This is a genomic window from Glycomyces xiaoerkulensis (genome assembly GCF_002798405.1).
Taxonomy (GTDB): Bacteria; Actinomycetota; Actinomycetes; order Mycobacteriales; family Micromonosporaceae; genus Glycomyces; species Glycomyces xiaoerkulensis.
In genome coordinates, this window is the sequence record NZ_PGGV01000027.1 from 231,100 (window position 1) to 256,248 (window position 25,149).

The following is a 25,149-nucleotide window of genomic DNA, read 5'->3' on the forward strand; positions in this document are numbered from 1 at the left end:
GGGTGCCGGTCCGCGTTCACGGAACCGCAACGGCGACGAGGAGGGCCGGTGACCCAGCACCGCTCGGAGGGCAAGGGCTCCAAGCACAAAGACCCTCGGCTCGATCTCAGCGTCGGCGAGGTGCTGGCCGCCACCGGCGCCACGGTGCTCGGCACGCTGCTGGTCAAGCTCCTCGATCTGTGGGGCACCGTGCTCGGCACCGCGGTCCTGAGCCTGTTCACCTCGGTGGGCGCGGTCCTGCTCCTGCGCACGATGCGGCAGACCAGCGACCGGGTCAAGTTGCAGCTCGCGGCCCTGTCGGCGGCGGCGAGCACGGGCGACGGCCGGGCGCGGGAGACGCTCGGCGAGGCCGACACCGACGAACTGCCGTCGCCCGAAGAGGCGGCCGAAGCGGCCGAGACCATGGAGAAGCGCCACTCCCCCAAGCGCACGCTCATCGCCATCCTGGTCTCCAGCGTGCTGGTGTTCGCGCTGACCATCGGCACGCTCACGCTCCTGGGCGGCATCACCTCCGGCGATCCGAGCCGACTGATCATCGAGCGGAGGATCACGGTCTACGAGACCACCGAAGTCGAGGGCGACCGCGGCGGCACCGAGCCGACCGCACCGGCCGGGCCGGAGACCGAGCCGGACGAGCCGACCGAGTCCGAGCCCGAGACCTCCCCCGCCGAGGAGACGACCGAGCCGACGTCCGAGGAGCCCGACGACGAGACGTCCACCGAGGATGCATCCGAACAGGACGAGGGCATGGACGATCCCGAGGAGCCGACCAGCGCCGAACCGACCGGGACCGGATCGGACTCCCCGGCCGACGGGGAATAAGTCGAGCAGCTCGTCGATGCCGACCGTCAGGCCCGGGCGGCCGGTCACGGCCCGCACCGCCAGCAGCACGCCGGGCATGAACGAGGCGCGGTCCAGCGAGTCGTGGCCGATCGTGAACCGCTCCCCCTGGCCGCCGAAGCGGACCTCCTGACTGGCCACGTACCCGGCCGAGCGGATCGCGTGGACGTGGACGCCGTCGACCTCGCCGCCCCGGGCCCCGGTCGCGTCCTCCACGGTCGCGTCCGGCATCGGGCCCAGACCCGCCTCCCCGCGGGCCGCCGCGATCAGGCGCGCGGTGTGCACCGCCGTGCCGCTCGGGGCGTCCACCTTCCGCGTGTGGTGGGACTCGATCACCTCGGCGGTGGTGAAGTGCTTGGCGGCCCTGGCGGCGAACTGCATCATCAGCACCGCGCCGATCCCGAAGTTCGGGGCGATGATCGACCCCACCTCCGGGTCGTCGCCGAGCATCTCGCGGACCCGGTCGAGCCGGGCCGTGTCGAACCCGGAGGTCCCGACCACGGTGTGCAGGCCGTGGTCGATGCACCAGGCCAGGTTGCCCATGACCACACCGGGGAGCGTGAAGTCGACGACCACCTCGGCGCCGGCCTCGGCCAGGTCCTCGAGCGGCTCGTCGTGGTCGATGGCCGCGACCAGCGACATGTCGTCGGCATCGGCCACGGCCTCGCAGACGGTCCGGCCCATCCGGCCGCGCGCGCCCAGCACCCCGACGTTGATCATGCGAACTCCTCCCGGTCGAACGGCCCCACGGCCGCGGTCGTCATCGGTTGCGACAGGATATCGGCCGCCACGGCCCTGACATCGTCGGACGTGACCGCCTCGTTGCGCGCCAGGTCCCGCTCCAGGGTCTGGAGCTCGCCGTACAGCAGCTCGTCGCGGCCGAGCCACTCCATGCGCGCACCGGAGTCCTCGGCGGCCATGAGCACGCCGACCTGGTACATCTTCTTGCCGCGCCGCAGCTCCTCGTCGCCGACGCCGTCGGTGGCGGCCCGCTCGATCTCGGCCAGGATCAGGTCCCGGACCCGGCGGGACTTGTCGGGACTGCATCCGGCGTAGACGCTGAACAGCCCCGTCTCACCGAAGTAGGCCGAACCGGAGCGGACGGTGTAGGCCAGGCCGCGCTCCTCGCGGATGATGCGGAACAGTCGCGAGGACATGCCGCCGCCGAGGATGTTGTCGAGCACCCCGAGCGCGTACATACGCGGGTCCCGGCGCGACATGGTGCGGCAGCCGACCACCAGGTGGGCCTGCTCGGTGTCGTCGCGGGCGACCACGAGCGGCTCCGGGTCCACCGCCGCCACGTCGTATCCGGGTCCGGACGGCCGCCGCGGCGGCACCTCCGGTCCGGGCCGCATCGGGGCGAACGCCTCCCGCACCAGCTTCAGGGTCTCGTCGTGGTCGATGCCGCCGGCGACGCTGACGACCAGGTTCGAGTCCACGTAGTGCCGGTCGTAGAAGGCCCGGACCTGCTCGGCGGTCAGGGCGCGGACGGACTCGGCCGTGCCGGCGATGTCGCGGCCGAGCCCGCCGTCGCCGAACAGGGCCCGGTTGAAATGCTCGAACACCTGCTCGGCCGGGTCGTCGGCGGAGGCGGCGATCTCCTCCAGGATCACGCCGCGCTCGACTTCGACGTCGTCAGCGGCGATCCGCGAGCCGCACACCGCATCGCCGAGCACGTCGACCGCCAGCGGCAGGTCCTCGGCGAGGACCCGCTCGTAGTAGCAGGTGTGGTCGCGGGCGGTGTAGGCGTTCGACTCGCCGCCGACGGCCTCGATCACCCGCGAGATCTCCTCGGCCGAGCGCTTCTCGGTGCCCTTGAACAGCAGGTGCTCCAGGAAGTGGGAGGCGCCGGACTCGACGGCCGGCTCGTCGCGCGAGCCGACGCCCGCCCACGCGCCGAGCGTGGCCGACCGCATCGACGGGATCGCTTCGGTAACCACACGCAAACCGCTGGGAAGCACGGTGCGATGCACCGTGCTTCCCAGCGGTTCGTTCGCCAGCGTGTGAGTCTGAGGGAGACTCATCTACTCTTCGTTGTCCCCGTCTCCGCTGCGGCGGCGGCGCCGGCGGCGCTGGCCGCCCTCGCCCCCGCGGTCGTCGTCGCGGCGCCCGCCTTCGCGGCGGGGGCCGCGGGAACGGTCGCCCCGTCCGCTTTCGCGGCGCTCGGGCCGGCCCTTCTTGTAGCCCTCGGGCTCCTCGCCCTCCGGGTAGACCTTGTCGAGGTAGATCTTGCCGCGGTTGTCGATGTCGCCGATCTCCACCTCGAGCTTGTCGCCGACCGAGAGCACGTCCTCGACGCGCTCGACGCGCTTGCCGTCGCCGACCTTGGAGATGTGGAGCAGGCCGTCGCGGCCCGGCACCAGCGAGATGAACGCCCCGAAGTCGGTGGTCTTGACCACCGTCCCGAGGAAGCGGTCACCGACGTTCGGCAGGGTCGGGTTGGCGATCGAGTTGATCGTGTCGACCGCGGCCTGGGCGGCCGAGCCCTCCTCGGCGGCGACGTAGATGGTGCCGTCGTCCTCGACGGTGACATCGGCGCCGGTGTCCTCGGTGATCTGGTTGATCGTCTGGCCCTTCGGACCGATGATCGCGCCGATCTTCTCGACCGGGATCTTCAGCGTGGTGATCCGCGGCGCGGTCTCCGACAGCTCCGCCGTCTCCGAGATGGCCTCGGCCATGACGTCGAGGATCGCGTGCCGGGCGTCGTTGGCCTGGCCCAGCGCCCGCACCAGCACCTCCGAGGGCAGCCCGTCGAGCTTGGTGTCGAGCTGGAGGGCCGTGACGAACTCGCGGGTGCCGGCGACCTTGAAGTCCATGTCGCCGTAGGCGTCCTCGGCGCCGAGGATGTCGGTGAGGGTCACGTACTCGGGCCCGGCGTCGGTCTCCTCGCTGATCAGGCCCATCGCGATGCCCGCGACCGGGGCCTTGATCGGCACGCCGGCGCTCATCAGGCTCATGGTCGAGGCGCAGACCGAGCCCATCGAGGTCGAGCCGTTCGAGCCCAGGGCCTCCGAGACCTGCCGGATCGCGTACGGGAACTCCTCGCGGCTGGGCAGGACCGGGATCAGGGCGCGCTCGGCGAGCGCGCCGTGCCCGATCTCGCGGCGCTTGGGCGAACCGACGCGGCCGGTCTCCCCGGTCGAGTACGGCGGGAAGTTGTAGTTGTGCATGTAGCGCTTCTTCGACACCGGCGAGAGGGTGTCGATCGCCTGCTCCATGCGCAGCATGTTCAGCGTGGTCACGCCCAGGATCTGGGTCTCGCCGCGCTCGAACAGGGCCGAGCCGTGCACGCGCGGGAGGACGCCGACCTCGGCGGCCAGCGGCCGGATGTCGACCGGGCTGCGGCCGTCGATGCGGACGCCTTCGGCGATCACGCGGCGGCGCACCAGCCGCTTGGTCAGCGAGCGCAGCGCGGCACCGAGCTCGCCCTCGCGGCCCTCGAAGTCGGCGCCGATCTTCTCGAGCATGACGGCCTTGACGCGGTCGAGCTCGGTGCCGCGCTCGGCCTTGTCGGCGATGGTGAGCGCCTGGTCGAGCTCGGCGCCCACGGCCGACTCGACGGCGGCCAGGGCGTCGTCGAGGTATTCGGGGTAGAGCGGGAACTCCCCGGTGGGCTTGGCGGCGAGGTCGGCCAGCTCCCGCTGGGCGCGGACCAGCTCGGCGATGGCCGGCTTGACCGCCTCCAGGCCCTCGGCGACGGTCTCCTCGGTCGGCTTGGTGGCGCCGCCCTCGACCAGCTCGACGGTGTTGTCGGTGGCCTCGGCCTCGACCATCATGATCGCGACCTCGCCGGAGTCGAGGACCCGGCCGGTGACGATCATGTCGAAGGTGGCGCGGGCGGTCTGCTCGTGGGTGGGGAAGCACACCCACTGGCCGTCGATGAGGACGGCGCGGGTGGACCCGAGCGGGCCGGAGAAGGGCAGGCCGGAGAGCTGGGTGGACATGGAGGCGCCGTTCATGGCGACCACGTCGTACTCGTCGGCGGCGTCGACCGCGAGGATCGTGCCGATGACCTGGACCTCGTTACGCAGCCCGGAGACAAACGACGGCCGCAGGCCGCGGTCGATCAGCCGGCAGGTCAGGATCGCGTTCTCGCTGGGGCGGCCCTCGCGGCGGAAGAACGAGCCGGGGATGCGCCCGGCGGCGTACATCCGCTCCTCGATGTCGACCGTCAGCGGGAAGAAGTCGAGGTGCTCTTTGGGCCCCTTCGACATCGACGTGGTCGACAGGACCATGGTGTCGCCCATCTGGACGACGGCCGATCCCGGGGCGAGCTGGGCGAGGCGCCCGGTGCCGAAGACGATTTCGCGGGTTCCGAAGTCACCGTTGTCGATGACCGCCGTGGTGTGGTGTTCTCCGAGGTTGAAGGCCTCGGGTGTCCGTTCGTTCTGGTCGGACATTGAGTGTCGTACTCCTCATGATCGATGGTTCGGAGCGCGACAGCCATGCTCGGGCCGGTCTTCGATCGAAGCACTCGGTCCACGCCCGGTACGGACGCGGGCGGTCCGGATGCCACTACCGAGGACCGGCGGTCTCTGGCGGCCGCACTGGCCCCGGCGCACGGGGCACTTCGGTTCGAGCGTGGTGCTCTGCGCCCACCCTACGTTACTAGGAGTGCCTGGACGGACGGGCGGGCAAACGCGGAAGGGAGCGGATCGGCCCGCTCCCTTCCGCGAAAGCTGTTCAGCCTCGGATGCCGAGCCGCTCGATGAGCGAACGGTACCGGGTGATGTTCTCGGTGCGGAGGTACTTGAGCAGCCGACGGCGCTTGCCGACCAGCAGCAGCAGGCCACGACGCGAGTGGTGGTCGTGCTTGTGCTCCTGGACGTGGGCGGTCAGGTCCTTGATCCGCGCGGTCAGCAGCGCCACCTGGACCTCGGTCGAGCCCGAGTCGCCCTCGTGGGTGGCGTACTCCCGGATGATCTCCGACTTCTTGGCAGCTTCGAGCGCCATAGCGAACACCTTTCATTCTGCGGTCGGCCCGCGGTGCCGAGCAGGCCGGCCGGTTCGGATAACCGGACCAGGCTAGCAGCGGTTTCAGTCGAGCTCCAAGGCGGCGCGCGTCTGTGCGACGTCGGTCTCGATCTGCTCGGCCAGCGCGTCGACGGCGTCGAAGGCGATCTGCCCGCGCAGGCGCGAGACGAAGTCGAGCCGGACCTCGGCCTCGTAGAGGTCGCCGGAGAAGTCGAGCACGAACGCCTCGACCGTGCGGGCGTTCTCGCCGAAGGTGGGGTTGGTGCCGACGCTGATGGCCGCCGGGTGGCGGCGCGAGTCGTGGTGGAGCCAGCCGGTGTAGACCCCGTCGGCCGGGACCGCCAGCCCCGGGACCGGTTCGATGTTGGCGGTGGGGAAGCCCAGGTCGACCCCGCGCCCGGAGCCGTGGACGACGGCGCCCTCGACGCCGAAGGGGCGCCCGAGGATCTCGGCGGCGCCGACCACGTCGCCCTCGGCCAGGAGCGCGCGCACCCGCGTCGAGGAGTAGGCGGCCCCGTCGGCGGTCAAGGGCTGGGGCAGGGCTTCGAACGACAGCCGCTCGCCCAGTTCGCGGAGGGTGCCGACGTCGCCGGCGGCCTTGTGCCCGAAGCGGAAGTTCTCCCCGACCACGACCGCGACCGCGCCGGTGGTGCGGACGAGGTGCTCGATGAACCGGTCGGGGCCGAGTCTGGAGAGCTCCTCGGTGAACGGCAGCACGCACACGCCGTCCACGCCGAGCTCGCCGAGCAGTTCGACGCGCCGGTCCAGGCTCGTCAGTTTCGGCGGGACCGCCGAAGGGGCGACCACGGCGGTCGGGTGCGGGTCGAAGGTGACCACCACGCTGCGGGCGACGCGCTCGTCGGCGGCCTTGATCGCGGCCTTGACCAGCGCCGCGTGCCCGCGGTGCACGCCGTCGAACACGCCGATCGCGACCGCCGAGGCGGGCCAGCCTTCGGGTGTCGCCTCGAATCCTCGCCAGGTTTCCACGGGCACGATCTTCTCACTGCGGCCCGGCGCCCGCCCGGCGGACGGGCGCGGCGGTGGCCGCCGCCCCAGATCGGGTCCCCGAACGCCTCAGAGCATCATCGAGGAGTCGGCGTTGCCTCCGGATGCGAAGATGAGGAGCATCAGCACTCCGATCACCATCAGAAGGAACATGCCGAGCAGCAGCCAGCCGTTGCCGAGCGTTTCGGCCTCGGCGGGGAGCGGCTCGGATTCGGCGGCCTGCGGAGTCTCTTCTGCGGGGTCTGCGCTCATGACGGCCTCCTGGGTGGTGGTGCGGGCTCGGGAGGTGTCCCTCCATTCCTCGATTCTCGAAGAACTGTCGGATACCCGACCGTCATTCGCGAGAATCCCTCCGAACCCAGGCGCGAATCGGTACCCGAACGAATTACACCGTCGTCGGCACCGCCGCGGCCGGCGACGGGCCGCCGCCGGCCGCGGGCGCTAGCCCTTGACCGAGCCCGCGAGCAGACCGCGCACGAAGTAGCGCTGCAGCAGCAGGAACACCAGCAGCGGGACGATGATCGCGATGAACGCCGCCGCCGGCAGGCGGGTCCAGCCGAAGCCCCAGGTCCCGGCCATGTCGCCGAGGACGGCCGTCAGCGGCCGGGTGGCCTCGCCGCCGCCGAAGGTGCGGCCGACCAGGAAGTCGTTCCACACCCACAGGAACTGGAAGATCCCGATCGAGGCCAGCGCGGGCGTGATGAGCGGCAGCACCACCTTGCGGAAGACCTGGGAGTGGCTGGCCCCGTCGATGCGGGCCGCCTCCATCACGTCGCCCGGCAGTTCCCGCATGAAGTTGTGCAGCAGGAACACCGCCAAAGGCAGTCCGAAGATCGAATGGGCGATCCATACCTGAACGATGGTGTTGACCCCGTCCAGGTCCCAGGAGGGCATGATCGTGAAATCACCGATCGACAGTCCGCGGCTGAAGAACGACAGCAGCGGGATCAGCGCCATCTGGAGCGGCACCACCTGGAGGGCGAAGATCGAGATGTAGAACAGGTTGCGGCCGCGGAACTCGATCCAGGACAGCGCGTAGGCGGCCATGGCCGCGAACGTGACCGGGATGAGCACCCCGGGGATGGTGATGACGACGGTGTTGATCAGGTTGCGGACGAGGCCGCCGCCCTGGCCGGAGCTGTAGAGGACGTAGTTGTAGGTCTCGACGGTGAACTCGGAGGGGTTGGCCGACCACCAGCCGGTGGCGCGGATGTTGTCCTCCGGGCGCAGCGAGGAGATGAACAGGCCGGCGGTCGGGATCGTCCACAGCACGGCGATGACGACCGCCGCCAGGCTGGCGGCCCGGCTCGACAGGAGCCGGCGGATCCGCTGGCCGCGGCTCTCGCCGAGGCCGGAGGGCCGCCGTCCGGTTGCGGGCGATGAAGTCGTAGCGCTCATCTGCATCCTTCCGAGGAAACCCCGGTCTTGAGGCCGGGGAGGAATCGGGCTCCTGCCGAGCAGGTCAGGTACCGGCGAAGGCGACGCCTTCGCCGCCGACCCACCCCGAGACCCTTTTCACACAACCTGCATGTACATTGTGAGGCGTGAGTGTCACTGTGCGTCACCGGGCCTACCGGTTCCGGTGCTACCCGACCCCGGAGCAGGCCGACAACCTGCGCCGCACGTTCGGGTGCGCGCGACTGGTCTACAACAAGGCCCTCGAATACCGACACAAGGCCTACTACCGCCGCGGCGAGAGCATCACCTACAACCAGACCTCGGCCATGCTCACCCGCTGGAAGCAGGCCGACCGGTACGCCTACCTCAACGAGGTCTCCAGCGTCCCGCTCCAGCAGGCCCTGCGGCATCTTCAAAAGGGTTTCGCGGCCTTCTTCAAGCAGCAGACCGGCTACCCGCGTTTCAAGAAGAAGCGCACCGGGGCCGGTTCGGCCGAGTACACCCGCTCGGCGTTCAAATGGAATGCCGGGCAGCTCACGCTCGCCAAGCAGGCCGAGCCGCTCACGATCCGCTGGTCCCGCAGGCTCCCGGTCGGGGCGGTGCCGTTGACGGTCACCGTCTCTTGCGACGCGGCCGGGCGCTGGTTCGTGTCCCTGCTGGTCGAAGAGGACATTCCGGCGCTGCCCGAACGCGCCGAGGCAATCGGGGTCGACGCCGGGATCACCAATCTGCTCACCCTCTCCACGGGCGAGCAGGTATCGAACCCGCGTCACGAGCGGCGCGACCGCGCCCGCATCCGCCGACGGCAGCAAGCACTCTCCCGCAAGCAGAAAGGCTCGAATAACCACCGCAAAGCCCGGATCGAACTCGCCCGCGCCTATGCCCGCATCGCCGACCGGCGGCGCGACTTCCTGCACAAGCTCACCACCCGGCTGGTCAACGAGAACCAAGTGATCGCCGTGGAGGACCTGGGCGTGCGCGGGATGCTCGCAGGCCACACGCTGGCTCGCGCGATCGCCGACGCCGCCTGGGCCGAGTTCCGCCGCATGCTCGAATACAAGGCCGAATGGGCAGGCCGGACCGTGGTCGCGGTCGACCGGTTCCTGCCCACGACCAAGACCTGCTCGGCATGCGGCACCCTGCAAGAGGCCGTGCCGCTGTCGCAGCGGGTTTTCGAGTGCGCCGCCTGCGGCCACACCGAAGACCGCGACCTGAACGCGGCCAAGAACATTCTGGCGGCCGGGCTGGCCGTTACCGCCTGCCGAGACGGTGTAAGACACTGACACCCCCCGGGTGTTGGCGCGACTGTCGATGAAACAGGAAACCCAGTCGGCGACGACTGGAATCCCCTCCCTCCAGGGAGGGGATGAAGTCAACGTGCCTCCTGTTCCTGCCGGCGCACATTGCGCACCTGGTAGATGATGACGGGGATGACCATCAGGAACAGCACCACCGCCATGGTGGCGCCGCGGCCGCTGTTGCCGAGCCGGAACGCCTGGTCCCACATGTTGTGGGCCAGGACGTCGGTGCCGTGGTGGCCGCCGGTCATGGCCCGGACGATGTCGAACAGGCGGAGCGTGGCGAAGAAGACCGTCACGGTCACCACGATGATCGCCGAGCGGATCGAGGGGACGGTGATGTGCCAGAAGATCTCGGTGGGGCTGGCCCCGTCGATGCGGGCGGCCTCGATCATGTCGACCGGCACGCCCTTGAGCGCGGCCGACAGGACCACGGTGGCGAAGCCGACCTCGATCCAGATCAGCACCACCATCAGCAGGAAGTTGTTGAGCGGGAAGGTGTTGAGCCAGTTGACCGGGCCGGCCCCCAACCAGACCAGGACCTGGTTGAGCAGGCCGATCTGGTCGCCGGAGGCCTTGTACTGGTAGACGAACTTCCAGATGATCGAGGCGCCGACGAAGGAGATGCCCATGGGCAGGAACACCAGGGCCTTGTAGGTGCGCTCGCCGCGGCGGCCGTCGATGAGGACGGCGTAGACCAGGCCGACCGCGGTCGACAGCGCCGGCACGATGATGATCCACAGGGCGGTGTTGATCAGGGTCTGCAGGGCGTCGTCGTCCTGGAACATCCAGATGTAGTTGTCCAGGAAGATGAACTCGGTGCCGTCGGAGTTGAAGAACGACATGGCGAGCGTCCGGATCGCCGGGTAGATGAGTCCGACGGCGAGGAACGCCACGGCCGGGAACAGGAAGACGGTGGCGATCAGCCGGCTGCGGTTGCGTCTGGCGGCCAGTTCGGCCAGGCCGTAGAGGGCGAGCAGCACGGCCACGAAGGCCACCAGGCCGATCAGCAGCAGCCCGAACCGATCGGTCAGTTCGGAGATTCTCACTTGAGGTGCACCCCTAGCGTGTCAGGAAGGGCCGAGCGGGCCGGGCCTCGGCCCGATCCCGCTCGGCTCCCCACTCGGGCTCTTCCGGCTACTGCGGCCAGGAGTTCTCGATGTCGTCGGCGATCTGCTGGGCGTCCTTCTCACCGTCGACCCACTCGATCATGCCGGTCCAGAACGAGGAGGCTCCGACCTCGCCGGGCATGAGGTCCGATCCGTCGAACCGGACGGTGACGGCCGGGTCGGTCAGGATCTCGGTGGCGAACTCGTTGATCGGCGTGGTGGCGTTGGCCGGGTCCACCCCCTGGTGGGCGGTGCTCCACGGGCCGGTCTGGAGCCGGGCGTTGTGGTACAGCTCGCTGGCCAGGAACTGGCGGGTGGCCTCGGTGGCCTCGGAGTCGGAGAAGGCGGCGACGAACTCGCCGGCGACGAGCATGGTGTTGTCGCCCTCGTTGGACTCGGGGAAGCGGAAGGCGAACACGTCGCCGCCCTCGGCCACCTCGGTGCCCTCGGGCCACATGGCGCCGTAGAAGGACGCCTGGCGGTGCATGGCGCACTCGCCGTCGAGGATCGGGTAACCGGCCTCCTGGAACGGCGTGGAGCTGATCGTGTCGACGCCGTTGTGGATGTAGTCGTCGTTGACCAGGATGTCGCCGGCCTTCTCGATGGCCGAGACGATGTCCGGGTCGTTGAACGGGACCTCGTGCTCGACCCACTGGTCGTAGAGGTCGATGTCCTCGCGCAGGACGATGTCCTCGATCCAGTCGGTGCCCGGCCAGCCGGTGGCCCCGCCGGATTCGAAGCCGACGCACCACGGGGAGACGCCGCTGTCGGCGATCTGGTCGGACAGTTCGATCATCTCGTCCCAAGTGGTGGGGACCTCGTAGTCGTTGTCGGAGAAGAACGACGGCGAGTACCAGACGAACGACTTCGCGTTGGAGGAGTTCGGCGCGGCGTAGAAGGTGCCGTCGAAGGTGCCGTACCCGCGCCAGTCCTCGGTCCATCCCTCCTCGGCCAGGGTGGTGACCTCATCGGAGGCCGGGACCAGGTCGTCGACGAAGTTCTCCATCAGGCCCGGCTGCGGGAACAGGGCGATGTCGGGGGCGTTGCCGCCTTCGACGCGGACCTGCATGTCGGCCTCGAACTCGCCCGAGCCCTCGTAGTCGATGGTGATGCCGGTGCATTCCTGGAAGAACTCCCAGGCGGCGACCATCTCGTCGGCCTCCTGGTCGCGGATGGAGCCGAGCACGTTGACCGTCTCCCCCTCGAAGGAGCCGAACTGCTCGTACGCTTCGCACTCCTGGGCTTCCTCGGGGACGTCGCCCCTGGTGGACTCGTCGTCCTCCGGTGCGCCGCACGCGACCGCCGCAAGCGCTACCGCGCTGGTGGCAGCCGTCAGGCACATGAGTCGTCGGGTCTTGCTCATTCGGGGTTTCCCTCTCTGTTGCAGATGGTGGTTCGCCCGGCGAGTCCGACTGCCTCCCACGTTCCGGTCGGAGTCGCACCGCGCTCGATCGCGCACCCGCGCTCCGTGCGGAACTGCCTCACCCGCCGTCGGGAACGCTGAAATGGTGCGCTGGATAACATGTCGTGTCAAGGCTAAATTACCGAATCGTTACGCAAGGCGTCTCTATCGAGACGTGTCGGCTCCCGTTTTCATGGGAGCGGTGTCATAGTCGTATCATTCGTTCGACCCACGCCAAGAAAGGTCCCTCGCATGTCACACCTTCACTTCCCGGAGGGGTTCCTCTGGGGAACCGCCACCGCGTCCTACCAGATCGAGGGCGCGGCGACCGAGGACGGGAGGGGGCCGTCCATCTGGGACACCTTCGCCGCCGAGCCGGGGAACACGTGGCGGGGGCAGTCCGGGCGGGTCGCCTGCGACCACTACCACCGGGTCGACGAGGACATCGAGCTGATGCGCTCGATGGGCGTGGACACCTACCGCTTCTCGATCGCCTGGCCGCGCATCCAGCCCGACGGCTCGGGTCCGGCCAATCCGGCCGGGCTCGACTTCTACGACCGGCTGGTGGACAAGCTCACCGACGCCGGCATCAAGCCGATGCCGACGCTGTACCACTGGGACCTGCCGCAGATCCTGGAGGACCGGGGCGGCTGGCCGGTGCGGGAGACGGCCGAGCGGTTCGCCGACTACGCCGCGATCGTCGCCGGCCGCCTGGCCGACCGGGTCGAGACCTGGTGGACGCTCAACGAGCCGTGGTGCGCGGCCTTCCTCGGGTACGGCAACGGCCACCACGCCCCCGGCCGCACCGAGCCGGGCGCGGCGCTCGCGGCCGTCCACCACCTGCTGCTGGGGCACGGACTGGCCACCGAAGCGCTCCGCGCCGCCGGCGCCGAGCAGGTCTCGATCGTGCTCAACCCCATGCAGTGCCGCGGCGACGAGGAGGCCGTCCGCGTCGTCGACGGCGTGGCCAACCGGATCTTCCTCGACCCGCTGTTCAAGGGCGCCTACCCGGACGACGTGATCGAGAACACACGCCACCACGGCGACTGGGGATTCGTGCGCGAGGGCGACCTGGAGGCCATCAACCAGCCGATCGACCTGCTGGGGGTCAACTACTACTCGCCGACGTGGCTGCGCCTGGCGCCCGGCGCGCCCGAGAACGAGGTCAACCCCGGTTCGGCCGGCATCGAGTCGTGGGCGCCGGAGGACCTGCCGGTGACCGACATGGGCTGGGAGGTCGACGCCACCGGACTGTTCGACCTGCTGGTGCGAATCCACAAAGACTACGGCGTGCCGGTCATGGTCACCGAGAACGGCGCCGCCTACCCCACCGGACCCGACGAGCACGGCCGTATCGACGACGTCGAACGCATCGACTACCTCAAGACCCACATCGCCGCGGTGCACGACGCGATCGAGGCGGGCGCGGACGTGCGCGGCTACACCGCCTGGTCGCTGATGGACAACTTCGAGTGGGCCTTCGGCTACGAGAAGCGCTTCGGCCTGGTCTACGTCGACTACGCCACCCAGCGCCGGATCCCCAAGGCCAGCGCCGAGTTCTACACCCGGGTCGTGGCCGACCACGGGCTGGAGCGGCCGTAGCGCCTACGATTCCACCGCCCCCCGGAGCGCGGCCACGACCCGCTCGGGGGACTCGGCGCGCATGACCGCGCCCATGACCGCGACCCCCGCCGCGCCCGCCTCCCGCGCGGCGCGGGCGCGGTCGGGGCCGGTGACCCCGCCGAGGGCGTAGACCGGCACCGCGCACGCCGCGGCACGCTCGGCCAGGCCCTCCAGGCCGACCGCGGGACCGTAGCCGGGTTTGGACTCGGTCGCCCACACCGGCGAGTAGGTGATGTAGTCGAGTCCGGGCTCGACCGGTTCCCCGGCGTGGACCGAGCGTCCGACCAGGGCCGGGCGCGGCCGGGGCATCCCGAAGCCGGCCGACAGGTGCGCGGCCGGGACCGGCCCGGGCGGGTCGGCCACGAGCAGTTCCGCGCCGGCGGCGGCCACCGGCGGCTCCAGCCGGGCCGCCAGGCGTTCGCGCTCGGCCCACGGGAGGTCCTTGTCCCGCAGCACGAGCGCGAAGGGCCCGCCCTCGAGGGCGCGGCGCACCCGGTCGACCAGCGGCCCGGGGCACATCATCCGGTCGGTGACGACCATGAGCCGGTGCTGCGGTCCTGCCATGACCGGCGATCCTAACTGATTTGCACGTTAGGTCCTTACCACCTTGGCCCGCCCGATTTAACACTTCCGTATCGGTTCACGGCTCAAACTTGCGTTATTCACAACACAGATGAAAGACTGCTTTGGATGAATATCGGCGATCAAATCAACGTGATGCGTACCGAGGGGGAGCGGATCGCCATCGCGGGAGGAGAACTCGCGCTCAATGCCGCTGTGCCGACTTGCCCCGGTTGGACCGTAAAAGACCTGCTGATCCATATCGGCACGGTCCATCGCTGGGCGAACGCCATTGTGGCCGGCGCCCTGCCCCACGACCCGCGACAACGCGATTTCCCCCAGGTCGTCGGGCCCGTACCGCTCGACGAACTGCTCGTCGACTGGATCAGGGTGGGAGTCACCCGCCTGGTCGAGACCCTCGAGGCCGCGCCCGACGACCTCCACTGCTGGCAGATGTTCCCCTCCGACTCCTCCCGGCGGTTCTGGGTCCGGCGCCAAGCCCACGAGACCACCATCCACCGGGTCGACATCGAGCAGGCCCGCGGCGACGAGGTCTCCCCGGTCAAGCGCCAGTTCGCGGCCGACGGGATCGACGAGCTGCTGCTGGGATTCCACGGCCGGCCCTCGAGCCGCGTCCGGGCGCTGGAGCCGTCGGTGCTCCACGTCCACGCGATCGATCTGGCGCCGGGCCACGGCGACTGGTACATCCATCCGACCGACTCCGGGCCGCTGGTGACGTTCAACGAGGTCGAATCGCCTCATTGCACCATCGAGGGCCCGGTGGAGCTGCTGTACCTGGCACTGTGGAACCGGCTTCCCTTCGACGATCTCACGGTGAGCGGCGACCCGGCACTGCTGCAACTGTGGCGCAACTACTCGGCGGTCCGCTGGGTCGACCCCGTAGACGTGTAGCCAATAACACAGCGACACTAGAGCGCTACACCCTGGAGTACCTGGTCAAAACGGGCGAAACACCGGCGATCACTGTCGGCGCCCGGCCGATCTTGCCCGTAAGCTCTCTCGGGTGAACCGAGAGCGACTCGAACCGCACGACGCCGTCCCCCGCGCGGCCCTGTGGATCCTCATCCCGGCCGCGCTCGCCACCGCCCTCGGCCTGTTCCTGCTGTGGCCATACGGGCTCGAGCAGGCCGAGGACTCCGGATTCGGCACCGAGGTGACCGGACGGGTGCTCACCGTCCACCAGACCGAATGCGACCCGGCCCAGGCCGAACTGTCCGAGCACCTGCGGGCCGACCGCTGCGGCGAAGTCGCGGTCGGCCTCACCACCGGCCCCGACGCCGGCCGGGAGATCGTCGTCGACCTGCCCACCGGACCGGGCGCGGCCGAACCCGAGGCCGGCCAGGACGTCGTCCTCATCCACACGCCCGACTCGGTGAGCGGGCAGGAATACCACATCATCGACCACGAACGCTCCAGCCCGCTGTGGGCGCTCCTGATCGCGTTCGCCCTGGCCGTGATCGCCTTCGGCCGCTGGAAGGGGATCAGGTCCCTGGCGAGCCTCGGGGTCACCTTCGCGGTCCTGCTGCTGTTCATCGTCCCGGCGATCCTGGACGGCTCCGCCCCCATCCTGGTCGCCATCGTCGGCGCCGCGGCGATCATGCTCGTCTCGCTGTACCTCTCCCACGGATGGAACCGGACCACCACCGTGGCGGTGGTCGGGACCCTCGCCTCCCTGGTCGCCACCGGCCTGCTGGCGCAGGGCGCGGTGCACCTGGCCCATCTCAACGGCGTCCTGGACGAGGAGACCACCACCCTGGCGATGCAGTACCCGATCGACATGTCGGGCCTGCTGCTGGCGGGCATCCTCATCGGCGCGCTCGGCGTCATCGACGACGTGACCGTCTCCCAGGCGGCCACGGTCGACGAACTGTCCAAAGCCAACCCCAAATGGGGCCGGACCCGCCTGTTCTCCTCGGGCATGCGCGTCGGCAGGGACCACCTGACCAGCGTGATCAACACGCTGGTACTGGCCTACGCGGGCGCCTCCCTGCCGCTACTGGTGCTCATCGCCGCCGCCAACCGCCCCCTGGGCCAGGTCCTGACCAGCCAGACGATCGCCACCGAGATCGCCCGCTCGATCGTCGGCACTCTCGGCCTGATCGCGGCGGTGCCGATCACCACCTGGATGGCCGCCTACCTGGCCCGCCGCACCCCCAAGGAACCCAAGCCGCCCAAACGGCCCCGGCCGCGCCCGGCCTCCGACCCGGTCGAGACCTGGGACGAGGAGGACTCGCCCTTCCCACCCTCCCACCTGCGCTAGGCGCCTAAGCGGCGCTCATCAGCTTCCGCGCGGCCTGGTGCAACGCCTGCAGGACCGTCATCACCGCCGGACGGCCGGTCGAGGCCGTCCGGTGCACCGCGTACACGTCCCGCCCCGACAGCGGCTCGGCGACGCGGCGGACCGCCACCCCGCGACGCTCGGCCGCGGCCATCCACGGCGCCACGGTGACCCCCAGGCCCTTGGCCACCAGCGTCAAGATCGTGTCCAGCCCCTCGAACTCCGACACCGGAGCGGTGATGCCCTCGGCGCGCCAGAGCCGATCCAGCGCCATGCGGGACGGCTCCCCCTCCGGCGAGGCGATCCAGGCCTCCTCCGACAGCGCGTGCGCCGACAGCACCGACTCGCCCGCCAGCGCGTGCTTGGCCGGCAGCACCGCCACCAGCGGGTCGCCCACCAGATGGTGGTAGGTCAGCGGCCCCACCGTCGCGGGCCGCCGGATGCCCGACCAGTCGTCGACCAGGGCGATGTCGATCTCCCCCGAACGCACCCGGCTGAGGCTCTCGGTGACCGTGCGCTGCTGCCGCAGCACCATCGTCAGCTCCCGGTGCCGACGCAGCCGGCGGACGATCGGCCCGGCCAGCGCGACCGCGACGGTCGGGAACGCCGCGACCGTGACCCGCCCCCGCGGCACCGCCGCCTCGGCGGCCAGATCCGACTCGGCCGCCTCGATCGCATCGAGGATCGACCCGGCGTGCTCTACCAGGCGCCGGCCGGCGTCGGTCAACTGCGCCGAGCGGGCCGTGCGCTCCAGCAGCGCCACACCCGTCTCCTTCTCCAGGGCCGTCAACTGCTGCGACACCGCCGAGGCGGTCTGCCCGGTCGCGACGGCGGTGGCGGCGATCGAGCCGCGGGCGGCGAACTCGTAGAGCAACCGCAGGCGGCGCACATCAAGCATAAGAACATCTTAGCCTAGGCGAAAGCCACGAATACTTGCATTGATGCTCTGCGGGGACCAGTCTGGGTGCCGTAAACACCGAACACGAAGGAGCACCCGTGACCGTCTCAGCCACCCTCGCCGCAGGCGAGACCATCGCAGCCAGACGCGCCGCCGGACAGGAGGTGCTCGCGCTGGCCTTCGGCGAGGCCGGAATCCCGGTGCACCCCTTGCTGGGGCAGCGGCTCGGCGACGCGGCCGCCGAAACCTCCTACGGACCGGTCTCCGGCATCCGGCCCGCCCGCGAGGCCGCCGCCGGGTACTGGACCCGCCGCGGCCTGACCACCGACTCCGACCAGGTCCTGCTCGGTCCGGGATCGAAACCGCTGCTGCTGGCGGTCCTGGCCGCCACCGGGGGCGACCCGGTGATCCCCATCCCGGCATGGGTCTCCTACGCCGCCCAGGCGTCGCTGCTGGGCCGCCGCCCGCTGCGGGTGCCGGCACCGGCCGGTGAGGGCGGCGTCCCGGACGCCGAGGCGCTCGAGGCGGCCGTGGTCGCCGCACGCCGGGACGGCCTCGACCCGAGGGTCGTGGTCCTGACCCTGCCGGACAACCCGACCGGGCGGCTGGCCTCCGATACCGCCGTCAAGGCCGTCTGCGAGGTCGCCCGCGAACAGGACCTGACCATCCTGGCCGACGAGATCTACCGCGACCTGGTCTTCGAGGAGGGCCCGTTCCCGTCCCCGGCGGCCTGGGCACCCGAGCGGACGGTCACCACCACCGCGCTCAGCAAGAACTACGCCCTGGGCGGCTGGCGCCTCGGCGCCGCCCGCTTCGGGGACTCCGGCGAGGGCGCGCGCCTGCGGGAGGCCGTGCGCGGCATCGCCTCCGAGATGTGGTCGTCGCCGCCGATGCCGATGCAGCACGCCGCGGCCTACGCCTGGTCCGACCCGGTCGAACTGGCCGACCGCCTGGTCGCCTCGCGGCGCCTCCACGGCGCGGTCACCGGGGCCGTCGCCGAGGTCTTCGGCGCCGTCGGCTGCGAGGTCGCCCCGCCTCAGGGCGGGTTCTACGTATGGCCGGACTTCGCACCCCTGCGCGGCGCTCTCGAAGCCGAATGGTCGGTCCGCGGCAGCACCGACCTGGCGCGGGTCCTGCTCGACCGGTTCGGGATCGGCGTGCTGCCGGGGGCGGCGTTCGGGGAGCCGGACCAAGGGCTCGGCGGCGACCGGACGGAGCCGCTGACGCTGCGGGTGGCGGTGCCGGGGATCTACGGCGCGAACGACTCCGAGCGGCTGGCCGCGCTGGTCTCCACCGAGCCGCTGGAGCTGCCGTGGATCGATCGGGCGGTCGCCGGGCTGCGCGGCAAGCTCGAGTCGCTGGTGGGTGTGGCGTGAGGCGCGGCGGGCGTGCTCACAACCAGGTCTCGACCGCCGCGAACGCGGCGTGGACCGCCGTGAACGCGGCGTAGACCACCGCGGCGGCGATGAGCAGCCCGATGGCCAGGAACAGCACGCCCACCACGCGCTGGATCTCGAGTTCGCGTCCGTCCCGGACCGGTCCGCGCCAGCGGCCGTACCGCCAGTGGTCCCGGCCGGCGGTGATGTCCTCCAGGTCCCACAGGAGCGCCTGGAGTTCGGCGACGCTCACCGCCCGGCGGGCCAGTCGGCGGCGCAGCCGGTAGTCGTGCGAGCCGATCCTCCGGCGGCGGCGCGCCGCCGCGAGCCGGCCCAGGGCGATCCGCCTGTCGGCCTTCGAGGCGCGAGAATCAAAGGCGCCCATGACACCTCCCCACCTGCTGTACCTCAATGATGACAGGTCGGCGGCGAAGGCGCACGCCTCGATTCGGCGGCGGTCAGTCCAGCATCTCGGAGATCGCCCGCGCCAGGTCGGTGTCCTTCTCCGACACCTTGTTGCCGGCGGAGTGGGTGGTGGTCGACACGGTCAGCTTGTTGTAGCGGATCGTCAGGTCCGCGTGGTGGTTTCGGCGCTCCTGGAGCCAGCCGACAGCCGCCGCCGCGGAGACGGCGGCCAGGTGGCCGTTGAAGGTCCACGACTGCTCCAGGCGGTCGCCCGCGTGGGTCCAGCCCGGCAGCTCGGACAGCGCCAGCTCGATCTCGGCCTCGGTCAACGCTCTATCGGTCATGATCCGATTGTGTCAGTTCTCCTCGACCAGCGAGACGACTCCCGTGTCGAGATCGTAGACCGCGCCGACGACCAGCACGTCCTCGAGCGAGGTGCGGCGGGACAGGTCCGCGACGGTGCGCCGCACCTGCAGCCGCATGGCGTGCGAGGCGACCTCCCGTTCCGGGCCGGCTTCGGCCAGCGCCTGCGAGGCCGGCTGCCACAACTGCTCGACCAGGTAGTCGCTGCGGGGGTCGTGCGTGTCGGCTTCGACGGCCCGGACGGCCGCGCCGATGGCACCGCAGCGCTCGTGGCCGAGCACCACGACCAGGCCGATGCCGAGCTCGGCGGCGGCGAACTCGAGCGAGCCGACCGCGGCCCGGTCGGGCACGTGCCCGGCGGTCCGGACGACCAGGAGCTGGCCGAAGTCGCAGTCGAAGACCGACTCGGCGGTGACGCGCGAGTCGATGCAGGTGAACACGGCGGCACCGGGCCGCTGGTCGGGGGCGGCGCCCCGGGCCGCGGTGATGTCGCGCCGGTAGCGGGGCTCGCCGGCGACGAACCGGCCGTTGCCCTCGATCAGGCCCACCAGGGTGGAGCCGGCCGGGTGCTTCTCGATCAGTGCGGAGGCGGTTGATTCAGGCACCCCTGAATGGTGCCGAATCGAAGCGGGACCCGCAAGGTGTCCGCGCGCAGCGACACATATGATCCGCGGACCCGTCGTTACCGGAACGTGATCCTCCGGTCCTGCAGCAGGAGTAAATGATCTTGCTTCGATATCGTATGATCGCGGTCGCAGAGCCATCCACGCCGACCTGGAGGAACACGTGCGCACCTACGGCGACGGCTGCCCCGCCGCACACGCCCTCGACCTCATCGGCGAACGCTGGTCGCTCCTGATCGTCCGCGAACTCATACTCGGGCCCAAACGATTCACCGACCTCCGCGCCGGCCTCCACGGCGCCAGCGCCAACGTCATCTCCCAACGCCTCCGCGAACTGGAGACCCACGGCGTGGTCACCAAGCGCCGACTCCCGCCCCCGGCCGCCTCCAAGGTGTACGAACTCAGCGAATGGGGCCGCGAACTCGAAGCGATCATCGTCCCCCTCATCCGCTGGGGCGCACGCTCGGCCGCGATCCCCCTCGACGCGCCGACCGGCACCGACGCCCTCATCCTCGCCATGCGCGGCCTGTTCACGCCCGTCGCCGCCCAGGACTTCGACGCCGCATTCGAACTGTGGATCGGCGACCGGCCGTTCGTCGCCGAAATCCTCGACACCCAACTGCTGCTGGCACCCGGGCGCCCCGAACACCCGCACGCGGTCATCCGCACCGACCCCGAAACCCTCAAACGACTCACCCTCGGCGGACGCAGCCTCGACGTCTCACTGCACGCCGGCCGCATCACCGTCCAAGGCGACCAGGCCATGGCCGAACGATTCCTCGGCATGTTCCGACTGCCCGAACCGGCCTCCGCCTCCCGCCTCGAAGCGGAGGTCTAAAGCGGCGTCGACGCCGGGACCCGCAGCCGGGCGCGGCGGTCGGTGATGAGCATGTACCCCGGAGCATGCGTGATCGCCAGCGGCACCCGGGCCTGCGACACCGCCTCCTGCAGGGTCACCCCGCACGCCCAGAACACCGGCTCGTCCCCGGGAGCGATCTCGACCGGCTCGCCGAAATCCGGCCGGTCCAGGCGGCGGATGCCGAGCCCGCCGGGCGCCCCCACGTGCACCGGCGCCCCCTGGGCGTACGGCATCGCCTCGGTGACCATCGCCGCCCGCGCCACCAGATGCGACGGCACCGGCCGCATCGACACCAACAGCCGGCTCCGGAAGCGCCCGGCCGACAAGCAGGGGCGGGCGGTGCGGTAGATCGGCGCCGGCCGGCCCTGCTCCCAGTGACGCATCGGCACGCCCCGCTCGGCCAGAGCCGACTCGAACGTGAACGCGCAACCGACCAGGAACGTCACCAGATCCCCGCTCCACAGCCCGGCCACCTCCGAGCGCCGGTCCACGACCGACCCGTTCCGCCACACCAGATAAGCGGGCAAGTCGCGACGCAGGTCGGCGCCCTCGGCGAGCACCGAGGTGAACCGGCCGGGACCGACCACGTCCAGCAGCGGGCACGCCCGCTGGTTACGGACGGCGAAGCGACGCAAGGCCACCGCATAGCGGCCGGGCACGCTGATCAGCCCCGCCTGGACGAACCCGCGGGCCCAGCCGGCAGTCGAGGCCACCAGCCCCTCGCGGAAGCCCACTCGGGCCTCGGCCGGAAGGATCCGCGGTTCAGGACGCTGTCCATCGAACATGTCTCCTCCTCAACGATTCGCTGCCCCGAGCATCCGACCCGACGCGACATAAGACTCATCACTTCTTCATAAATCCGAACCGGCCCGCCCCGCAGGGTTCCCAGGCGCCCACCGAATCGACTTACACTGGAAGTTCGTCCCCGCCTGCACCACGTGCCGACGCCGCACCCCGGCCCGCACACCGCAGGCCCCGCAGCCCGGCGCACCGGACGCCCCGCCCGAACCGGAGGTCGCCCATGGAGTTCGGCATCCTCGGACCACTCCAGATCACGCGCAACGGCGCCCCCGTACCCCTCCCCGGCCGCGTCCTCCCCCGCCTCGTCGCCGTACTGCTACTCGACGCCAACCACGTCGTCCCGCCGCCCAAACTCATCGAAGCCATGTGGGAAGACCGCCCGCCCGCCACCACCCGCCGACAGATCCAGAACAAGGTCGCCGACGCCCGAAGCCTCCTGCTCGACCACGACATCGCCGGAATCGAAACCGTCGGCGAAGGCTACCGACTACAAATACGCACCGAACAACTCGACTCACTCCGCTTCCAATCCGGCGTCCGAATCGCCCGCGAACAAGTCGACGCCTCCGAACCCGAAGCCGCCCTCGAAAGCCTCCGCCAAGCCCTCGCACTATGGCGCGGCCCGACCCTGACCGACCTCACCGGACGCGTCATCGAAGCCGAAGCCGCACTCTGGAACGAAGAACGAGCCGCCGCCGAAGAAGACCGCGCCGAACTCGCCCTCACCCTCAACACCGGCGAAGCACTCATCGGCGACCTCCGCCGAGTCCTCGAACAACACCCCTACCGGCAACGCACCGCCGAACTGCTCATGACCGCCCTCTACCGCGACGACCGCATCCCCGAAGCCCTCGACACCTTCGAAACCATGCGAGCGCGACTCAGCGACGAACTCGGCATCGACCCCCGCAAAAACCTCCGCGACCTCCACACCGCAATCCTCCGCAACGACCCCACCCTCAACGGCCCCAAAGAAACCCCAGAGGTCCCCCCACCCGACGACACCCTCCCGCCACCCGCCCAACTCCCCGCCGACAGCGTCCACTTCACCGGCCGCCGACCCCAACTCCAAACCCTCGACCGCCTACTCCAACCCGGCCCCAACATCGCCGTACTCTCCGGCATCGGCGGCACCGGCAAAACCGCACTCGCACTCCACTGGGCCCACCGCACCCGCGACCGATTCGACCACGGCCAGCTCTACGTCAACCTCCGCGGCTTCGACCGCGCCCCACCACTCACCCCCCTCGACGCCCTCGCCGGATTCCTACGAGCACTCCGCGTCCCCAGCGAAACCATCCCCTCCGACACCGACGAAGCCGCAACACTCCTGCGAACACGCCTGGCCGACACCCGCACACTCCTCGTCCTCGACAACGCCCACAGCGCCCAACAGGTCAAACCACTCCTACCGGCCACCTCCGAATGCGCCACCGTCATCACCAGCCGTTACCGACTCGCCGAACTCGCCGCCCTCTACGACGTCATCCAAATCAGCGTCCCCTCCCTCGAACCCGACGACTCGATCCGACTCCTCACCAACATCGCCGGCACCGCCCGACTCGCCGCCGAACCCCAAGCCGCCCGCCACATCGCCAAAGCATGCGCCGGCCTCCCCCTCGCACTCAGAATCGTCGGCACCAACCTCACCGGACAACCCGACCGCACCCTCGCCGACACCGCCACCGAACTCACCGACCACGACCGACTCCCCCAACTCGCCGTCGAAGGCGACCCCACCACCACCGTCGCCGCCGCATTCGACCTGTCATTCCAAACCCTCGGACCCGACGAAGAACAGCTCTACCTCAAACTCGCCTGCCTCCCCGGAGCCGACATCAGCAAAGGACTCGCCACCGCACTCGCCGACGGCCCACCCGCCACAACCGAACGCATCCTCTCCCGACTCGTCACCGCCAACCGCATCGAGGAATACCGCCCCGGCCGCTACCGATTCCACGACCTCGTAGGCGAATACGCCCGCCGAAAGGCCGAAGAAGCCTTCAACCCACCCGAACTCCAGCAACTACGCGAACAGGTCGTCCACTGGTACACCCACGGCGACACCACCCGACTCCCGGTCAACGAATACCGCAACATCATCTCCACCTTCCTCGACTGGAACGGCCACCCCACCGCCTCCCGACTCCTCACCCGCCTGGTCGCCTTCGCCGACGCCGGATACCGCGAAGAACCCAGCGACACCCTCTACGAAATGCCCGAACTCGCCTTCGTCGCCGAACGCGCCATCGAAACCGGACAGCGATCCGACGACCCCATGGACGCCGTACGCGCCTACGCGCTGGCCGACGCCGTCGCCTACGCCTCGGGCGACCTCGACCGATCGATGCGGTACGCCCACAAGCGCCTGGCGGCACTGCGGCGCACCCCCCACGGCGACGCCACCGGCAAAGCCCGGGGCGACCTCGGCACCACCATGACCCAGGCCGGCCGGTACCGCGAAGCGGTCTCGCTGCTGCGCGAGGCCGTCGCCGCCGCCGAACGATCCGGCCGCCGGCAGGTGCAGGTCGAGGTGCTCACCTCACTGGGCTCGGTGCTGCGCCGCATGGGCATCTACGCCGAGTCCGAGACGCTCCTGCTGCGCGCCCGCGACATCGACGCCTCCCTCGAAGGCGGACCCACCTCGGTCTACCCGCTGCTGTCGCTCACCGAGCTCTACATCGACACCCAGCGCGTCACCGCCGCCGAGGAACTGTGCCAGACCATCTCGGAGATGCTGCGCGACCACCCCTCCAAGTACTTCCACGCCCGGCTCTACTTCCGCCAGGCCGCCGTCCACCGGGCCGACCACGACCACGTGCGCGCCGAGGCCGCGCTCACCCGGGGCCTCGAACTGGTCGAGGAGGTCAACTCCTGGCGGCACCAGCTCGTCTACACCTACCGGCTGGCCGAACTGCTCGTCGACACCGGACAGGTCGACCGGGCCCGCGAAGCGCTCGACCGGGTCGACGGCCTCGACCGCTACCAGACCTCCGAGACGCTCGCGGTGCGCGCTCGGGTGCTGTGCAAGCTGCACGCCCGCACCGGCGACCTGCACCGATCGATCAAACTCGGGCGGCAGGCGGCCGACGTGTTCGCGGCCATGCCCGACCCGCTGCGGCAGGCCAGGAGCCTGGTCGCCCTCGCCCGCGCTTACGAGCGGGCCGACCACGCCGAAGCGGCCGCCGACTGCCGCGCCGAAGCCCACGACCTGTTCACCCGGCTCGGAATCGACCCCCACCGAGGCGCCGCGGCTCCAGTCGCCTGACCGATGCGGCCCCGGTGGTAACGGCACGATGACGCCGCTCCCCCGCG

At 70.3% G+C, this 25,149-nt stretch carries 21 protein-coding genes and 2 pseudogenes; 8 read left to right on the forward strand and 15 right to left on the reverse strand.

Annotation, left to right across the window (positions count from 1 at the left end):
• Positions 1-48 precede the first annotated feature (48 nt).
• On the forward strand, positions 49-822 hold the full coding sequence (locus CUT39_RS21170; RefSeq protein ID WP_232805692.1) for a hypothetical protein: 774 nt from the start codon (positions 49-51) through the stop codon (positions 820-822).
• Here the strand turns inward: CUT39_RS21170 and dapB are convergent.
• From dapB to CUT39_RS09790, 7 genes and pseudogenes are all read right to left on the reverse strand, one after another.
• Positions 823-1,560: pseudogene (gene dapB, locus CUT39_RS21175) on the reverse strand (4-hydroxy-tetrahydrodipicolinate reductase); the annotation flags it as partial. It lies immediately after the preceding gene.
• A complete protein-coding gene (locus CUT39_RS09765; protein ID WP_100445985.1) occupies positions 1,557-2,864 on the reverse strand; it encodes a M16 family metallopeptidase in 1,308 nt (435 codons plus the stop codon). The pseudogene dapB and the gene CUT39_RS09765, both read right to left, overlap by 4 nt.
• The gene (locus CUT39_RS09770; protein WP_100445987.1) at positions 2,865-5,240 is read right to left on the reverse strand and encodes a polyribonucleotide nucleotidyltransferase; all 2,376 of its coding nucleotides are present in this window, start codon (positions 5,238-5,240) and stop codon (positions 2,865-2,867) included.
• A gap of 283 nt (positions 5,241-5,523) precedes the next feature.
• On the reverse strand, positions 5,524-5,793 hold the full coding sequence (rpsO, locus tag CUT39_RS09775) for a 30S ribosomal protein S15 (protein ID WP_100445989.1): 270 nt from the start codon (positions 5,791-5,793) through the stop codon (positions 5,524-5,526).
• An 84-nt stretch (positions 5,794-5,877) separates the two neighbouring features.
• Complete coding sequence (locus tag CUT39_RS09780) at positions 5,878-6,801, reverse strand: bifunctional riboflavin kinase/FAD synthetase (protein WP_100445991.1); 924 nt, start codon at positions 6,799-6,801, stop codon at positions 5,878-5,880.
• A gap of 87 nt (positions 6,802-6,888) precedes the next feature.
• The gene (locus CUT39_RS09785; RefSeq protein WP_100445993.1) at positions 6,889-7,071 is read right to left on the reverse strand and encodes a hypothetical protein; all 183 of its coding nucleotides are present in this window, start codon (positions 7,069-7,071) and stop codon (positions 6,889-6,891) included.
• A 189-nt stretch (positions 7,072-7,260) separates the two neighbouring features.
• Positions 7,261-8,217: a carbohydrate ABC transporter permease gene (locus tag CUT39_RS09790; protein ID WP_100445995.1), complete on the reverse strand. Its 957-nt coding sequence runs from the start codon at positions 8,215-8,217 to the stop codon at positions 7,261-7,263.
• Between the two features lie 158 nt (positions 8,218-8,375).
• Between CUT39_RS09790 and CUT39_RS09795 the strand changes: the two are divergent.
• Positions 8,376-9,639, forward strand: a pseudogene (locus CUT39_RS09795) (RNA-guided endonuclease InsQ/TnpB family protein).
• Here the strand turns inward: CUT39_RS09795 and CUT39_RS09800 are convergent.
• Positions 9,590-10,564, reverse strand: a complete 975-nt coding sequence (locus CUT39_RS09800) for a carbohydrate ABC transporter permease (RefSeq protein WP_198587018.1) — start codon at positions 10,562-10,564, stop codon at positions 9,590-9,592. The pseudogene CUT39_RS09795 and the gene CUT39_RS09800 sit on opposite strands and share 50 nt — an antisense overlap.
• Positions 10,565-10,652: 88 nt before the next feature.
• Positions 10,653-11,987, reverse strand: a complete 1,335-nt coding sequence (locus tag CUT39_RS09805; protein WP_100445998.1) for an ABC transporter substrate-binding protein — start codon at positions 11,985-11,987, stop codon at positions 10,653-10,655.
• A 291-nt stretch (positions 11,988-12,278) separates the two neighbouring features.
• Here CUT39_RS09805 and CUT39_RS09810 point away from each other — a divergent pair, with 291 nt between their 5' ends.
• Positions 12,279-13,628, forward strand: a complete 1,350-nt coding sequence (locus CUT39_RS09810) for a GH1 family beta-glucosidase (RefSeq protein ID WP_100446000.1) — start codon at positions 12,279-12,281, stop codon at positions 13,626-13,628.
• A 3-nt stretch (positions 13,629-13,631) separates the two neighbouring features.
• Here the strand turns inward: CUT39_RS09810 and CUT39_RS09815 are convergent, their stop codons facing one another.
• A complete protein-coding gene (locus CUT39_RS09815) occupies positions 13,632-14,213 on the reverse strand; it encodes a thiamine phosphate synthase (protein WP_100446002.1) in 582 nt (193 codons plus the stop codon).
• 153 nt (positions 14,214-14,366) lie between these two features.
• Between CUT39_RS09815 and CUT39_RS09820 the strand changes: the two genes are divergently transcribed.
• Both CUT39_RS09820 and CUT39_RS09825 read left to right on the forward strand, forming a co-directional pair.
• Positions 14,367-15,122, forward strand: coding sequence for a maleylpyruvate isomerase family mycothiol-dependent enzyme (locus CUT39_RS09820; protein ID WP_157930580.1), 756 nt, complete (start codon positions 14,367-14,369; stop codon positions 15,120-15,122).
• A 112-nt stretch (positions 15,123-15,234) separates the two neighbouring features.
• Positions 15,235-16,491 (forward strand): YibE/F family protein, encoded by a 1,257-nt coding sequence (locus CUT39_RS09825; RefSeq protein WP_100446006.1) that lies wholly within the window; start codon positions 15,235-15,237, stop codon positions 16,489-16,491.
• A gap of 4 nt (positions 16,492-16,495) precedes the next feature.
• Here the strand turns inward: CUT39_RS09825 and CUT39_RS09830 are convergent, their stop codons facing one another.
• Entirely contained in the window at positions 16,496-17,407 is a 912-nt protein-coding gene (locus tag CUT39_RS09830; RefSeq protein WP_100446008.1) for a LysR family transcriptional regulator, read from the reverse strand.
• A 98-nt stretch (positions 17,408-17,505) separates the two neighbouring features.
• Here CUT39_RS09830 and CUT39_RS09835 point away from each other — a divergent pair, with 98 nt between their 5' ends.
• Positions 17,506-18,783 (forward strand): pyridoxal phosphate-dependent aminotransferase, encoded by a 1,278-nt coding sequence (locus tag CUT39_RS09835; protein ID WP_100446010.1) that lies wholly within the window; start codon positions 17,506-17,508, stop codon positions 18,781-18,783.
• A gap of 16 nt (positions 18,784-18,799) precedes the next feature.
• Here the strand turns inward: CUT39_RS09835 and CUT39_RS09840 are convergent, their stop codons facing one another.
• The 3 genes from CUT39_RS09840 to CUT39_RS09850 form a co-directional block, all read right to left on the reverse strand.
• Positions 18,800-19,168, reverse strand: a complete 369-nt coding sequence (locus tag CUT39_RS09840; RefSeq protein ID WP_100446012.1) for a hypothetical protein — start codon at positions 19,166-19,168, stop codon at positions 18,800-18,802.
• Between the two features lie 73 nt (positions 19,169-19,241).
• Positions 19,242-19,532, reverse strand: coding sequence for a 4a-hydroxytetrahydrobiopterin dehydratase (locus CUT39_RS09845; protein WP_100446014.1), 291 nt, complete (start codon positions 19,530-19,532; stop codon positions 19,242-19,244).
• Positions 19,533-19,544: 12 nt separating this feature from the next.
• Positions 19,545-20,156, reverse strand: coding sequence for a carbonic anhydrase (locus tag CUT39_RS09850; RefSeq protein WP_157930581.1), 612 nt, complete (start codon positions 20,154-20,156; stop codon positions 19,545-19,547).
• A 181-nt stretch (positions 20,157-20,337) separates the two neighbouring features.
• Here CUT39_RS09850 and CUT39_RS09855 point away from each other — a divergent pair, with 181 nt between their 5' ends.
• Complete coding sequence (locus CUT39_RS09855; RefSeq protein ID WP_100446018.1) at positions 20,338-21,012, forward strand: winged helix-turn-helix transcriptional regulator; 675 nt, start codon at positions 20,338-20,340, stop codon at positions 21,010-21,012.
• Here CUT39_RS09855 and CUT39_RS09860 read toward each other — a convergent pair.
• Positions 21,009-21,818 carry a putative hydro-lyase gene (locus tag CUT39_RS09860; RefSeq protein ID WP_100446020.1) on the reverse strand — a complete coding sequence of 270 codons (810 nt, stop codon included), beginning with the start codon at positions 21,816-21,818 and terminating at the stop codon, positions 21,009-21,011. The two genes, CUT39_RS09855 and CUT39_RS09860, sit on opposite strands and share 4 nt — an antisense overlap.
• 236 nt (positions 21,819-22,054) lie before the next feature.
• On the opposite strand from CUT39_RS09860, the gene CUT39_RS09865 reads away from it, so the two are divergent.
• Positions 22,055-25,102 carry an AfsR/SARP family transcriptional regulator gene (locus tag CUT39_RS09865; RefSeq protein ID WP_100446022.1) on the forward strand — a complete coding sequence of 1,016 codons (3,048 nt, stop codon included), beginning with the start codon at positions 22,055-22,057 and terminating at the stop codon, positions 25,100-25,102.
• Positions 25,103-25,149 lie beyond the last annotated feature (47 nt).

Excerpts from the sequence above, each read along its gene's own strand:
- CUT39_RS09765 (WP_100445985.1), bottom strand. The coding sequence starts at position 2,864 with ATGAGTCTCCCTCAGACTCACACGCTGGCGAACGAACCGCTGGGAAGC.
- CUT39_RS09770 (WP_100445987.1), bottom strand. The coding sequence starts at position 5,240 with ATGTCCGACCAGAACGAACGGACACCCGAGGCCTTCAACCTCGGAGAA.
- rpsO (WP_100445989.1), bottom strand. The coding sequence starts at position 5,793 with ATGGCGCTCGAAGCTGCCAAGAAGTCGGAGATCATCCGGGAGTACGCC.
- CUT39_RS09785 (WP_100445993.1), bottom strand. The coding sequence starts at position 7,071 with ATGAGCGCAGACCCCGCAGAAGAGACTCCGCAGGCCGCCGAATCCGAG.
- CUT39_RS09790 (WP_100445995.1), bottom strand. The coding sequence starts at position 8,217 with ATGAGCGCTACGACTTCATCGCCCGCAACCGGACGGCGGCCCTCCGGC.
- CUT39_RS09805 (WP_100445998.1), bottom strand. The coding sequence starts at position 11,987 with ATGAGCAAGACCCGACGACTCATGTGCCTGACGGCTGCCACCAGCGCG.
- CUT39_RS09810 (WP_100446000.1), top strand. The coding sequence starts at position 12,279 with ATGTCACACCTTCACTTCCCGGAGGGGTTCCTCTGGGGAACCGCCACC.
- CUT39_RS09815 (WP_100446002.1), bottom strand. The coding sequence starts at position 14,213 with ATGGCAGGACCGCAGCACCGGCTCATGGTCGTCACCGACCGGATGATG.
- CUT39_RS09820 (WP_157930580.1), top strand. The coding sequence starts at position 14,367 with ATGCGTACCGAGGGGGAGCGGATCGCCATCGCGGGAGGAGAACTCGCG.
- CUT39_RS09830 (WP_100446008.1), bottom strand. The coding sequence starts at position 17,407 with ATGCTTGATGTGCGCCGCCTGCGGTTGCTCTACGAGTTCGCCGCCCGC.
- CUT39_RS09840 (WP_100446012.1), bottom strand. The coding sequence starts at position 19,168 with ATGGGCGCCTTTGATTCTCGCGCCTCGAAGGCCGACAGGCGGATCGCC.
- CUT39_RS09845 (WP_100446014.1), bottom strand. The coding sequence starts at position 19,532 with ATGACCGATAGAGCGTTGACCGAGGCCGAGATCGAGCTGGCGCTGTCC.
- CUT39_RS09860 (WP_100446020.1), bottom strand. The coding sequence starts at position 21,818 with ATGTTCGATGGACAGCGTCCTGAACCGCGGATCCTTCCGGCCGAGGCC.
- CUT39_RS09865 (WP_100446022.1), top strand. The coding sequence starts at position 22,055 with ATGGAGTTCGGCATCCTCGGACCACTCCAGATCACGCGCAACGGCGCC.